We start from the raw sequence: 12,517 nt of genomic DNA on the forward strand, positions 1-12,517 counted from the left end.
ACGCGAAGCGACCGGATTACCTCAGAGCGCATGACGCAAGGCGACGCCCCTCTCTCTGCCGACCTGCCCAGCGATCTGGCCGATCTGCTGGTGCATCTGTCACGCCTGGCGCAAAGTGCCGCGAACAGCCCGCTGACGGCGGCACAATGGACGGCGCTGCGCTATTTCGCGCGCGCGAACCCCGTGTCGCGCACGCCCTCGGCTTTCTCAGAATTCCACGCGACCACCCGCGGCACCGCCTCGCAAACGGTGCGCGCGCTGGTGGATATGGGCTTGCTTGCGCGCCATGCCGATGACCGCGACCGCCGCAGTGCCAAGATGGAAGTCACCAAGGCCGGGCATGACATGCTGGCCCAAGACCCGCTGGGCAGCCTGCGCAAGGTGCTTGCCGCCCTGCCGCAAGCCGAACAGGCCACACTTGCCCGCACCGTGCGCCATGCCGTGACCGAACTGGCCACAGCGCGCGGCGCGCCGGTCTTCGGCACCTGTTCGGATTGCAACCATTGCGACACAAGCGGCGCGCAGGCCTATTGCCATTGCACGCAAACGCTGCTGGCCGCGCCCGATATGGCGGCGTTTTGTGTCGATTTCCGCCCCGCGGCCGGGGCGGACAAGGCTTAACCCAGCTCGCGCAGGCGCGTGACCGCCTCTGACAGGCGGGCGATTTCATCGGCCAGCAGGGCCGAATTCTCGCGGGCCTCTGCCACCACCTCTTCCGGGGCGCTGGCCACGAATTTCGGGTTCTTCAAGCGGCCCTCGATGCCTGCGCGCTCTTTCTCGGCCTTGGCGAGCGTTTTCTCCAGACGCGCGCGTTCGGCGGCAATGTCGATCACGCCTTCCAGCGGCAGGCCGAAGCTGCCCCCTTCCACCGCCACCGTGATGGACCCTTTTGGCAGGTCCGCGACCTCCTCGAGCGAGGCGATCCGCGCCAGCCGCATGACCAGCGCCATGTTGCGCGAAAGCGCCGCGCGGCCTGCCTCGTCCAGATCAAGCTGCACCATGTTCAGCTTCAGACCCACCGGCACACGCAATTGCGCGCGGGCCGAGCGGATGCTCTCGATCAGGCCGATGACCCAATTCATCTCGCGCAAGGCAGCGTCATCGACCAGATCGGCCCCGTAGTCTGGCCAATCGGCGTGGCAGCACAGTTTCGCGCGGGTGCCGGTCAGATCCCAAAGCTCTTCGGTGATGAAGGGCATGATCGGGTGCAGCAGGATCATGCACTGGTCCAGAACCCAAGCCATGGTCGCCCGCGTCTCGGCGGCGTCATCGCCATCGAACAGGGGCTTGGCGAATTCGACATACCAATCGCAGACCTTGCCCCAGACAAAGCCGTAAAGCGCGCTTGCCGCGTCGTTGAAGCGGTATTCGGCAAGTGCTGCATCCACCGCCTCGCGCACCTTGGCGGTTTCAGAGATAATCCAGCGGTTCACGGTCGCAAGCGCTTGCGGCGGGGTGCTTTGGGTTTCGTGCCCGTCCCAAACGCCGTTCATCTCGGCAAAGCGGCAAGCATTCCACAGCTTGGTGGTAAAGTTGCGATAGCCCGCGATGCGCGCGGTATCCAGCTTCAATACACCCCCAAGGCTGGCCATGGCGGCATTGGTGAAGCGCAGCGCATCTGCCCCGTATTCGTCGATAATTTCCAGCGGGTCGACCACATTGCCCAGCGTCTTGGACATTTTCTTGCCCTTGGCGTCGCGCACAAGGCCATGCAGGTAGACATCGTGGAACGGCACCTCGTTCACAACGGCAAGCTGCATCATCATCATGCGCGCGACCCAGAAGAACAGGATGTCTTGCCCGGTGATAAGAACGCTTGTCGGGAAATAGCGCTTGTATTCCTCGGTCGCTTCCGGCCAGCCCAGCGTCCCGATGGGCCAAAGGCCGGACGAGAACCATGTGTCGAGCACGTCAGGGTCGCGGGTGAGCGACTTGCCCGGCACCATCGCCTGAGCCTCGGCCTCTGACGGCGCGCAATACATGCCGCCTTCGTCGTCATACCACACCGGAATCTGATGCCCCCACCAAAGCTGGCGGGAAATGCACCACGGCTCGATATTCTCCAGCCAGTGGAAATAGGTCTTCTCGCCCGATTCCGGCACGATCTTGGTGCGCCCGTCGCGCACGGCGTCCAGCGCGGGGCCGACGACCTTGCCGGCATCGACAAACCATTGGTCGGTCAGCATGGGTTCAATGACCACTTTCGACCTGTCGCCAAAGGGTTGCATGATCTTCTTCGCCTCGACCAAGGGCACCTGCGCTGCCGGGTCATCCTCCTCGCCCAGCTTGCGGCCCAAACGCGGATCATCCGCGCGGGTCATCACGGCCAGCCCTTCAGACGTGATTTCTGCCACCACGGCGCGGCGCGCCTCATAGCGGTCAAGGCCGCGCAGGTGGTCGGGGACAAGGTTCAGCGCGTCCGCCTCGGCCTCGGTCAGCGTGCGCTCGCCCCGCGCCACCGCCCCGGCAACCGTCGCCGCCTCGGCATAGGCCGCGCCATCCGCGCGCATCTGCGCTTTCGTATCCATCAGGCGATACATCGGAATGCCCGCGCGCTTGGCCACGCCGTAGTCATTGGCGTCATGCGCGCCGGTGATCTTGACCGCGCCCGATCCGAAATTCGGGTCCGGGTAGCTGTCGGTGATGATCGGGATCAACCGGCGGTGCTCTTTCGGGCCGACCGGGATTTCACATAGTTTTCCGATGATTGGCGCGTAACGTTCATCCGATGGGTGGACCGCGACCGCGCCATCGCCCAGCATGGTTTCGGGCCGCGTCGTGGCGATGGAGATGTAGTCGCGCTCCTCGTCGAGGATGACATTACCGTCCTCGTCCTTTTCGACATAGCGATAGGTGGCCCCACCCGCGAGCGGGTATTTGAAGTGCCACATATGGCCGTCGACCTCGATATTCTCGACCTCTAGATCGGAGATCGCCGTCTCGAAATGCGGATCCCAGTTGACCAACCGCTTGCCGCGATAGATCAGCCCCTTGTTATACATGTCCACAAAGACCTTGATGACGGCGTCGTGGAAATTGCCCTCGTTGCCCTCTGGCGCATTCGGCGCGCCCGACATGGTAAAGGCGTTGCGGTCCCAGTCGCAGGAATTGCCCAGCCGCTTCATCTGGTCGATGATCGTCTGGCCATATTGGCCCTTCCACTCCCAAACCTTTTCCAGAAACGCTTCGCGCCCCAGATCGGCGCGGCGCTTGCCCTCTTCGGCCAGCAGCTTTTTTTCAACCTGTAGTTGTGTGGCGATGCCCGCATGGTCCTGCCCCGGCTGCCAGAGCGTGTCGAAGCCACGCATCCGGTGCCAGCGCACCAGAATATCCATCAGCGTATGGTTAAAGGCGTGACCCACATGTAAAGCACCCGTCACGTTGGGCGGCGGCAGCATGATGCAGAAGCTGTCGTCACGCGATTTGTTGGCACCTGCGGCAAAGGCCTTGGCATCGAGCCACTTGGCGGTAATGCGCGCCTCGGCGGCTTTCGCGTCGAATGTCTTGTCCATGCCCATCGAAACACCCCTAGTCCGGTTTGGCTGCGTGTTTAGCGCCGGGACGCGCCAAGGGAAAGCCCCGCTTGGCTTTTGCGCGCGCCTGCGCAAAACTGTCGCCGATGATGCAGCGCAAACCCCTGTCCTATCCGCGCCTGATCTGGCGGCTTGGCCTTGTGTGGCTGCTTGCGCCTTTGGTGTTCGGGCTGCTGTTCACCCATGGCGCGCTGACAACGCTTGCCGAGTACCGCGCCTTGCAGCGGGACGGCGTGCAGGGCGAAACACAGGTCATCGCCAAAGAGGTCGTCCGGCAGCAGGATTCCGACGGCGATGCGCAGCTGAGCTATTACCTGACCCATCGCTTTCGCCCCGAAGGGTACACCCAGACCATCACCACGCGCCAGCGCGTGGACCGGGGCGTCTACCTTGGCGTGGCCGAGGGCGATTTCCTGCCCGTGACCTATGTCTGGAACCAGCCCGAGCGCAACACGCTCGACCCCAAGCGCGACATGTTCGGAGTTGTGTTTTTCGGCCTTGCGGGGGCGATCGGGCTGCTTATGGCGCTGGGGGGCGCGGTCTGGGGTTGGGGGCGTATGGCCTCTGCCCGGCGCGCGCTGCTTCACGGAGAGGTGCGCGAAGCCCGCGTCAGCGACATTCGCAAGCTGCGCCACACCGTCAACAAAGCGGCGCGCTACCGGGTCATCTGGCAAGACGCGGCAGGCGAAAGCGGGCACTCCTTGCCCGCGTCACCCAACCTTGCCCTTGGCCTTGCCCCCGGCGATGTGATCGTCGTCTATATAGACCCGCTCAGCGGGCGCGGCTGGTGGCAGAAGCAGCTTTAAGCGCCGCGCCGCAACCCTTCCAACAGCGCGCGCGACGGGCGGCCCGTGACCGGCATACCACGCGCGGCCTGATAGGCCCGGATCGCGGCTTCGGAATTGGGGCCGATCACGCCGTCATCGCCTTGGGTGTCGAACCCCGCGCGCGTCAGCAGGCGTTGCAATTCCTGCCGGTCGCCCAGCCGCAAGCCATTCGCATCAGGCTGGAAAGTGCCTTGGATCGGCCCGCCCCCGCGCAGACGGTCCGACAGGTGCCCAATGCCAAGGCCGTAAAGTTCGGAATTGTTGTAGCGCAGGATCACGCTGAAATTGCGGTAAACCAGAAAGGCCGGCCCGTTCGGCCCGTCGGGCAGGATAAGCGAGGCCGGGGCGCCTGACAGAGACCCGCTGGCCGCGCGCACCCCCATGCCCGCCCAATCGCTGCGCGTGGACCCGCGCCCGGCCAGCCCGGTGTTGAAGCCTGCGGGCAAGAACACCTCTTGCCCCCAAGGCTGGCCCGTCTGCCAGCCCATGCGCGACAGGTAATTGGCCGCACTCGCCAGCGCGTCGGTCGGGTCATCCGCCCAGATGTCGCGCCGCCCGTCGCCGGTGAAATCGACCGCATAGGCCTGATAGGTGGTCGGGATGAATTGCGTATGCCCCATCGCCCCCGCCCAAGACCCGCGCAGATTGGCGTAAGTGGTGTCGCCGCGTTCCAGGATGCGCAGGGCGGCGGTCAACTGGCTTTCGAAAAATTCGCCGCGCCGCCCGTCAAAGGCCAGCGTCGCCAGCGCAGAGATGGCGGGAATGTCGCCCTTTTCGGTGCCATAGCGCGATTCCAGCCCCCAGATGGCGGTCAGGATTTCGGCGGGCACGCCGTAACGCCCCTCGATTGCGCGCAGGGTTGCGCCTTCGCGGGCCAAAGCCGCGCGGCCCGCCGCGATCCGCTCGGGCGAGGCGGCGATGTTCAGGTAATCCTCCAGCGTGCGGGTGAATTCCGTCTGGCGGCGGTCGCGCGCGATGACATCGGGCAAGAACCCGGCCCCGCCAAGTGCGCGGTCCACCACTTGCGGCGCAATGCCAGCGGCGCGCGCACGGGCCGCGTAGCCATCCAGCCACGCATCGAACGCGGCGTTCGGTTCTGGCCGCATGGGGCTGCTGGCCGGGCGCGGCGTGGTGGCACGGATACCCCCGCCCATACAGGCGGAAAGCGAGAGGCTGGCGGCACCAGCAAGAAGAACCCGGCGGGTCACGATCATGGGACTGCTCTGCTTGTTTTCTGTTTTGAAACAACCTAGCGGAAAACCGCGGCATTGTTAAGCGTGCCTTGGTTAATCGGCAGGATGCCGCTAAGGTCACGTCACGCAGCTGGAGGTTACATGCGCGTCCTGATCCCATTCCTGATCCTTGCCCTTTTGCCCGCTTGCGTGGCCGCCAATGTGGAACGCTCGGCGCGCCCCTTGCCGCGCCCCGCCCCCGCTGCCGCGCCCGCCCTGCCCGCCGGGTCTTTCGAGGTGTGGCGCACGGGGTTCGAGACGCGCGCGCGCGCCGCAGGCATCACGCAAACCACGCTCGACACCGCGCGCCCGCATCTGCGCCTGTTGCCAGAGACGGTGGCGCTGGACAGCCGCCAAAGCGAATTCGGCGCGCGGGTGTGGGATTACATGGATAGCGCCGTCACGTCGCAGCGCATTCAGGCCGGACGCGCAGCCATGACACGCCACGCGCAGACCCTGACGCAGATAGAGGCGCGTTTCGGCGTGCCACCCGAAATCGTGGCGGCTATCTGGGGCGTAGAGACATCTTACGGCGCGAACCGGGGCAACACGCCCATTCTGGCGACTCTTGCCACCTTGGCCAAGGACGGGCGGCGCGCCGCGTTCTTCGAGGGCGAACTGATCGCGGCCTTGCGCATGGTGCAACTGGGCAAGGTCACGCCTGCCCGCTTTACCGGGTCTTGGGCGGGTGCCTTCGGGCACACGCAATTCATGCCAACCAGCTACCTGACCTACGCGGTGCCCTTGTCGGGCAGCGGCGTGGCCGATGTCTGGTCCGACAACCCCGCCGATGCGCTGGCAAGTGCCGCCAATTACCTGGCCAAACGAGGCTGGACGCGCGGCCAGCCTTGGGCGCAAGAGGTGGTTCTGCCCTCGGGGTTCGACCTTGGGCTGACCGGGCAGCGGCGCAGCGACTGGTCATCCTTGGGCGTGACGGCGGTGCGCGGCGCGCTGTCGCAAGCCCCTGCCCGGCTGCTTCTGCCCGGCGGCGCGCGCGGTCCGGCTTTTCTGGCCTATGGCAATTACGATGTGCTGAAGGAATACAATATCTCTGACGCCTATGTGCTGGCCGTGGGGCATTTGTCCGACCGGCTGGCGGGCGCGGGTGGCTTGCGCGGGCTATGGCCGCGCAGTGACCGCGCCTTGACCTTGGACGAACGCATAGAGGTGCAGCGCATCCTGAACGCGCAAGGCTATGACACGGCGGGCGTGGACGGGCGGCACGGGCCTGCCACGGTGGCCGCAGTGCAGGCGTGGCAAAAGGCCAATGGCCTGCCGCCCGATGGCTATATCAACGCCGATCTGCTGGCGCGGCTGCGCCGCTAGGCGGCTTGCGCCACAGCGCCAAGCGCCTGTTCCAGCAAGTCCGGCCCCGCGCCGGGCTTGTGCGCGTTCTCGGACAGCACGCGCCGCCACTGCCGCGCGCCGGGCTGGCCTGCGAACAGCCCCAGCATGTGCCGGGTGATCTGCGCCAGGCGGGCGCCTTGGGTCATCTGCGCCTCGATATAGGGCAGCATATTCGCGACCACATCGGCACGGGTCTGCGCAGGTTGCGCCAGCCCAAAGACGCGCGCATCGGCCTGGGCCAGAATATCCCACGGGCGATGATAGGCGGCGCGGCCCACCATCACGCCGTCCAGCCCCGTGTCCAGCAGCCCGATCACGCTGTCCAGATCGTCTATCCCGCCATTGAGCGAGATGTGCATGTCGGGAAATTTCGCCTTCATCGCCATGACCAGCGGGTAATCGAGCGGGGGAATATCGCGGTTTTCCTTGGGGCTTAGCCCTTGCAGCCACGCCTTGCGCGCATGGATCGTCACGCGCCGCACGCCCGCGTCGCGGATCGCGGCCAGAAAGCGCGGCAGGATCTCGGCAGGTACTTGGTCGTCGACGCCGATACGGCATTTCACAGTGACCTCTGCCGGGCTGGCCGCGATCATGGCCGCGCAAATCTCGGCCACCAGTTCGGGCCGCTCCATCAACACCGCACCGAAACTGCCCGATTGCACGCGGTCGGACGGGCAGCCGCAATTGAGGTTGATCTCGGGATAGCCCGCCTCATGCCCCAGCCGCGCGGCCTGCGCCAACTCTGCCGGGTCCGATCCGCCAAGCTGCAACGCCACCGGATGCTCGCGCGGATCATGTGCCAGCAGGTGCAACGCCCCGCCGCGCACCAAGGCGGGGGCCGTCACCATTTCGGTGTAAAGCAACGCCTGCCCGCTGATCTGGCGGTGAAAAAACCGGCAATGCCGGTCGGTCCAATCCATCATGGGCGCAACGGACAGGCGCGCGGCCTTGTTGGTCGCGGTGCATGGCATTCAGAGATCTCCTAGGGCCCAACTGTATCGGGGCGGACCTATCGAGCGTAACATATACCCACATGATTAGCGGTCTGCCACCCTGCCCAGTGCAAAGACGGGCAAACGGCCGCGGCTAGACCGGTTTCGTGTAAAGTTGAACCGATCGACGGCAGCGACCGCCTTTGAGAGCCCCGGTCAGTCTGCATCGCCGTGTTCCAAGCGCCGCATAAACCCGAAGGGCTTCGGTTCCGGCTGTATAAAGCTCAGTACAAAGACAGCTTGCTGTCAACAGCCCAACCCGGTGCAGAACCTCAAATGAAGCCTGACAAACCAAGCCCGCCACTGCGGCGTTCCGTCTCCAGTTGTCCGACGGTCGCGAAAGAGAGAGCGGAAGCGAGTGCCACATCGTGCAGGTCGAAGGCATTCTTGATGTCACTCTCGAAATTGATCGCGCCGACGACGTCGCCCCCAATAATGAGGGGAACGCACAGTTCGGAGCGGGTCGAGGCGTCGAGCGCTGCGTAATCCGTCACAAGATCCAGATCGTTCTCAATGCGTGAATCGCCCTTTTGAAGAACCGAATGCACGATGCCTCTGGCCGAAGTAAGAACCGAATTCACGCGGTTCATATCCACGCGAAAGCGCGCATCATCCATGCCACCGCGGTAATGCGAGTAAACCAGCGCGCTGCCTTCAAGTCCTCTTTTCAGGATGACAGCGCCTCGCTTGTAATGCTGGCGTCTTCTCAGGATGTCATGCACCCTGTCGAAAGCCGCGAAAATGTCAGAGCTTTCGACGATAATCTGGCCACATTCGATGCTGACCATCGCCTTCTTGTCGGACGAAGGGCGAGGATGTCCATGTCCCGCCGCAGTCCCCTGCCCCGACCCTGTCGAGATCGCAGGATGCGTGCCCCTTTTCTGTGCGGCCCGAAGTTTCAAGGACGCCTTCAACGTTTCGGAGGGAGCTTCTCCGAATGCTTCGCCGTAATGCCGCGCAAAGCGGCCAAGATGGTCCAGCCCGTTGTCATGGGCGACCGATGTCACGCTGGTTCCATCATCGGCCGCAAGAAGCGCCGCGCGTGCGCGCCGCAGACGCAACTGGAGCAACCAAGCCCCAGGCGTTGTGTCGAGACACTCGCGAAAAGCTTTTTGCAGTGCCCGGACCCCCACACCGGCGGCCTGCGCGGCCAAGGCGGGAGGGGTGTCCTGATCGTAATGGCGGCTAAGATATTCGGTGGCTATCCCGACGATCCTCTCTTGAGTGCCTTCCGCTGCATTTCTGTGTGTCACGGCCCAATCCAGTCCGTTGGCGAGTAAACCCCTTTATGGCACCGATACCCTCAAAACGCGCGCAATCTGGATACTACCCGTTCGCGATCTGGATTGCGAGACGCAGATTTCTGACGAATCCTGAGCAGGTTCAGTGTGATTTAAGACTGTATTTCACGGACAAAGCTTGCGCAGGCCGTCATCGCGTCACGAGCATGCGCTCGCGTCCTACGTCATGCTTCAGGGCACGGGGTTATAGCGAAGAGGGATCGGCAAACCATGCTCAGTAGCGCCAAGGGCACCCGATTGATATGCGCGAGGACCGGCACCGTTTTGGCCGATCCAGCGGCAAGGAAACGTCCATGCCGGTGTTGAATTTCCGCCGAGTGCCCCGCCGCACCACCAACAATTGGTCATCGGTATGCGTTCTCGCTTTTTGCCTCGTGACGACGAACGTGTTCGCGCAGGGGTCCGGCTTTGCCCCCTGCGCGGAAGGCACGACTGCCCCCGCGCCGCTTGCCAAGGCGCTCGACGGCTTCCTCGTGTCGCTGGTCGATCCCGACGCGCCCCTGAGTTCGTTGCGGGGGTATGGCTCTGCAGCAGTGCTTTCGGTAATCGGCCCGGATTGGCGCTATGTTCGCGCAACCGGCGTCGCGGCACCCGGTAGCGATGAACCAATTTCCTGTGAAACGCCCTTTCAGGTCGGCAGCGCCACCAAGATGATGACGGCGACGGTGCTGTTGCAACTGCACGAAGAAGGTGCACTGTCGATTGACGACCTTCTCTCGACGCATCTTGCGGAAACGGCGTCGGCCCTGCCGAACGGTGATGTCATCACGCTGCGGCAACTGGCGAACCACACGGCCGGCGTCTTCAGCTATACCGATAATGCCCCCCAACGGCACGCCCGGGCTGATGGAGGGTGCCGTCTCGGACAGCGCCATGATGAGCGCTGGCTACACGCCCGAAGATCTGGTCGAGTTCGCACTTGTACACCGGCAGCCCTATTTCGTGCCCGGCGCGGAAGGCGCCTGGTCCTACAGCAACACCGGCTATGTCCTCATGGGCCAGATCATTGAGCGGATCACGGGCAAGCCGCTGGAAAGCGTTTTCGAGGAGCGCATCTTCGGGCCGCTCGGCATGTCCCACACGTTCTTCTGGAGCGACGTGCCGCGGCCGCATTTTGGGCTTCCCCGATCATATTTCGCACCACCTTTCGAGATAGACGCGACGGGCTGGAACATGTCCCAGGGCTGGGCGGCCGGCGCCGTGATTTCAACCGCTCACGATATGACGCTCTTTGTTTCCGCGCTGCTTGAGGGACGGCTTTTTCGCGACCGTTCCACGTTCGACGTGATGCAGGAAACCGTGCCGACCGGATCGCCCGTCATCCCGCGATACGGACTAGGCCTGATAGAGATCAATCCGGGGCTTTGGGGGCATGGTGGGCAGACGCTCGGTTTCTTGTCCGATACGGCATATTTTCCCGGCGAAAACATAGCCATCGTCGCATGGGCAAATTCCGCAAGAAGCCTTTCGGGAACCGCCGCGATAGCTGTCTCGAACATTCTCAAAAGCGCGGGGGCGATACCGGAATGACCCTTCGAAGGTCGCGGAGCGCGGCGCCGGACCGCAAACAATCTGAACACCGTGGAAAGAAGAGAGGAGACCCATCATGACCAACCTGAAAACCGGCCTTTTGGTGCTTGCACTATTCGGCATGACCGGCTGCATCGAAACCACGATACCGGCATCGGCACCGACCATGCCCTCCGATGATCTTTCGGCCTTTCAGGGCGCACGCGCCGGTCAGGCCGAAGGCGGTTTGCAGGCCCGAGGCTATCAGCTGGCGCGGACCGAGGGGCTGACCGCCTTTTGGTTCAATCAAGGCACCGGAAGCTGCGCGCGCATCGTCACGTCGAACGGGAGATACGAGTCGGTGACCATGGTGCCCGCCAGCAATTGCTGAGCGCTCAACCGAATCTGCGCAGCGTCATTTACCACCTAGACCCAGAGGATCAGCATGAGACTATTACACCGATTAGCGTTTATCTCGGCGCTGCTGTTTGCAGGGGCAGCCGTGGCCCAACAGGCCGTGACCGAGCGCGTTCAGTTCCCCGCCGGCCAGAGCGGTACGACCATCCGCGGCAGCCTTCAGGGCGAACAGAGCATCCAGTACCTGCTGGGTGCCGCCGCCGGGCAGCGCATGGTTGTCATCATGACCACGTCCAACCCATCGACCTATTTCAACATCTTCGCTCCGGGAGACGCGCCCGGACGCAGCGCGGCGATGTATGTCGCGGCGACAAGCGGTCTCAGCTATGATGGCGTTTTGCCCACAAGCGGCGACTATATGGTGCAGGTCTTTATCAATCGCAACGCGGCGCGGCGAAACCACGACCTACATGCTGGATATCCGGATCGATGGCGCGGCTGGTGCGGCACAGGACTTTGCCGATGGTCTAACCGGAGGCCCGGATTACTGGGAAGTGACCGGCGTGAGCGGCAGCCTCAACATCCGCACCGCGCCTTCGACAAGCGCGCCGGGCCGGATGGGCCTGTTGCGCGGCACGGTCGTCCAGAACCTCGGGTGCCGGATGAACGAGGGGCGTCGCTGGTGCGAAGTCGCGCAAATGGGGGGCGGCGTGACGGGCTGGGCGGCGGGCGAATACCTGCGCGAAGCTGCCGCGCCGCAACAACCGGCAATACCGCCCGCCGGCTCTGGAACGGCCGGTAGCGGTGGCGACCCGCTGGTTGCGGCCGCAGAGCGAGCCTGCCTTCGTGATGTCACGCAGGTTACGAACAACTCGGATGCATCCGTACTGAGGTCCATGTTCTCGGAAGCCGGCACCGAGGTCATCGTTGGAGTAGGTCCGCAGCGTGCCCCATGGCGCTGCATCGCCTATCGCGATGGCACCACCGCTGGCATCATGTCCTTGACGAATGAAGGGGCGGCCGTGAGCCCGCCGCCTTCGAACGCCGGTTCTGTCATGCGCGTGACAGGTGTTGCCGCAAATGATCTGCTGAATGTGCGCAGCGGACCCGGAACGGCAAACCGCGTCATTGGTGCGTTGGGCAACGGGGACAGTGTCCGCGTGTTGACCTGCCAGAACGTCAGCGGCGCGCAGTGTTGCGAGATCGAGATGATGACCGACATGAGAGAGCGCGGCTGGGTCAACGCCCGCTATCTTCAGTAGCGTCGACGGGGTGCGCGAGTGGATCGCGCACCCTTTCCACGGTAGGCTTCGCAGCTCATTTGCCTACGCCGTTGGAAGGATGACAGGAAAGCTCCGCTCGGCTCGTCAACCGGACTGACCCGAGAAACGAAGGGATGCCGACCCGCGCGAATGCCGT

General features: G+C 63.9%; 11 protein-coding genes. 7 read left to right on the forward strand and 4 right to left on the reverse strand.

The annotated features are described in order from the left end of the window. Nucleotides 1-30 precede the first annotated feature (30 nt). Nucleotides 31-621, forward strand: coding sequence for a MarR family winged helix-turn-helix transcriptional regulator (locus tag J1C52_RS03845; RefSeq protein ID WP_227426602.1), 591 nt, complete (start codon nucleotides 31-33; stop codon nucleotides 619-621). Here J1C52_RS03845 and J1C52_RS03850 read toward each other — a convergent pair. After that, nucleotides 618-3,518, reverse strand: a complete 2,901-nt coding sequence (locus tag J1C52_RS03850; RefSeq protein ID WP_227426603.1) for a valine--tRNA ligase — start codon at nucleotides 3,516-3,518, stop codon at nucleotides 618-620. The two genes, J1C52_RS03845 and J1C52_RS03850, sit on opposite strands and share 4 nt — an antisense overlap. 65 nt (nucleotides 3,519-3,583) lie before the next feature. On the opposite strand from J1C52_RS03850, the gene J1C52_RS03855 reads away from it, so the two are divergent. Continuing rightward, nucleotides 3,584-4,339, forward strand: a complete 756-nt coding sequence (locus tag J1C52_RS03855) for a DUF3592 domain-containing protein (RefSeq protein WP_227426604.1) — start codon at nucleotides 3,584-3,586, stop codon at nucleotides 4,337-4,339. On the opposite strand, the gene J1C52_RS03860 is transcribed toward J1C52_RS03855, so the two are convergent. Beyond that, nucleotides 4,336-5,574, reverse strand: a complete 1,239-nt coding sequence (locus J1C52_RS03860; RefSeq protein ID WP_227426605.1) for a lytic murein transglycosylase — start codon at nucleotides 5,572-5,574, stop codon at nucleotides 4,336-4,338. The two genes, J1C52_RS03855 and J1C52_RS03860, sit on opposite strands and share 4 nt — an antisense overlap. Before the next feature lie 120 nt (nucleotides 5,575-5,694). Between J1C52_RS03860 and J1C52_RS03865 the strand changes: the two genes are divergently transcribed. Beyond that, entirely contained in the window at nucleotides 5,695-6,918 is a 1,224-nt protein-coding gene (locus J1C52_RS03865) for a lytic murein transglycosylase (protein ID WP_227426606.1), read from the forward strand. Here J1C52_RS03865 and dusA read toward each other — a convergent pair. Continuing rightward, the gene (gene dusA, locus J1C52_RS03870; RefSeq protein WP_227426607.1) at nucleotides 6,915-7,910 is read right to left on the reverse strand and encodes a tRNA dihydrouridine(20/20a) synthase DusA; all 996 of its coding nucleotides are present in this window, start codon (nucleotides 7,908-7,910) and stop codon (nucleotides 6,915-6,917) included. The genes J1C52_RS03865 and dusA overlap by 4 nt on opposite strands. 293 nt (nucleotides 7,911-8,203) lie before the next feature. Further along, nucleotides 8,204-9,184, reverse strand: a complete 981-nt coding sequence (locus J1C52_RS03875; RefSeq protein WP_227426608.1) for a helix-turn-helix domain-containing protein — start codon at nucleotides 9,182-9,184, stop codon at nucleotides 8,204-8,206. Between the two features lie 341 nt (nucleotides 9,185-9,525). Here J1C52_RS03875 and J1C52_RS15080 point away from each other — a divergent pair, with 341 nt between their 5' ends. The 4 genes from J1C52_RS15080 (at nucleotide 9,526) to J1C52_RS03890 (ending at nucleotide 12,360) form a co-directional block, all read left to right on the forward strand. Beyond that, nucleotides 9,526-10,242: a serine hydrolase domain-containing protein gene (locus J1C52_RS15080; protein ID WP_255618365.1), complete on the forward strand. Its 717-nt coding sequence runs from the start codon at nucleotides 9,526-9,528 to the stop codon at nucleotides 10,240-10,242. Further along, entirely contained in the window at nucleotides 10,175-10,762 is a 588-nt protein-coding gene (locus J1C52_RS15085) for a serine hydrolase domain-containing protein (RefSeq protein ID WP_370633223.1), read from the forward strand. The genes J1C52_RS15080 and J1C52_RS15085 overlap by 68 nt, the downstream gene beginning before the upstream one ends. A gap of 76 nt (nucleotides 10,763-10,838) precedes the next feature. Next, entirely contained in the window at nucleotides 10,839-11,132 is a 294-nt protein-coding gene (locus J1C52_RS03885; RefSeq protein WP_227426609.1) for a hypothetical protein, read from the forward strand. A gap of 436 nt (nucleotides 11,133-11,568) precedes the next feature. Then, the gene (locus J1C52_RS03890) at nucleotides 11,569-12,360 is read left to right on the forward strand and encodes an SH3 domain-containing protein (RefSeq protein WP_227426610.1); all 792 of its coding nucleotides are present in this window, start codon (nucleotides 11,569-11,571) and stop codon (nucleotides 12,358-12,360) included. The last annotated feature ends 157 nt before the right edge of the window (nucleotides 12,361-12,517 follow it).

Source organism: Roseibaca sp. Y0-43, from assembly GCF_020667835.1.
In the GTDB taxonomy this organism is placed as follows: Bacteria; Pseudomonadota; Alphaproteobacteria; order Rhodobacterales; family Rhodobacteraceae; genus Roseinatronobacter.

Coding starts and splice junctions, on each gene's coding strand:
- J1C52_RS03885 (WP_227426609.1), top strand. CDS start 10,839: ATGACCAACCTGAAAACCGGCCTTTTGGTGCTTGCACTATTCGGCATG.
- J1C52_RS03890 (WP_227426610.1), top strand. CDS start 11,569: ATGCTGGATATCCGGATCGATGGCGCGGCTGGTGCGGCACAGGACTTT.
- J1C52_RS15080 (WP_255618365.1), top strand. CDS start 9,526: ATGCCGGTGTTGAATTTCCGCCGAGTGCCCCGCCGCACCACCAACAAT.
- J1C52_RS03850 (WP_227426603.1), bottom strand. CDS start 3,518: ATGGGCATGGACAAGACATTCGACGCGAAAGCCGCCGAGGCGCGCATT.
- J1C52_RS03865 (WP_227426606.1), top strand. CDS start 5,695: ATGCGCGTCCTGATCCCATTCCTGATCCTTGCCCTTTTGCCCGCTTGC.
- dusA (WP_227426607.1), bottom strand. CDS start 7,910: ATGCCATGCACCGCGACCAACAAGGCCGCGCGCCTGTCCGTTGCGCCC.
- J1C52_RS03860 (WP_227426605.1), bottom strand. CDS start 5,574: ATGATCGTGACCCGCCGGGTTCTTCTTGCTGGTGCCGCCAGCCTCTCG.
- J1C52_RS03845 (WP_227426602.1), top strand. CDS start 31: ATGACGCAAGGCGACGCCCCTCTCTCTGCCGACCTGCCCAGCGATCTG.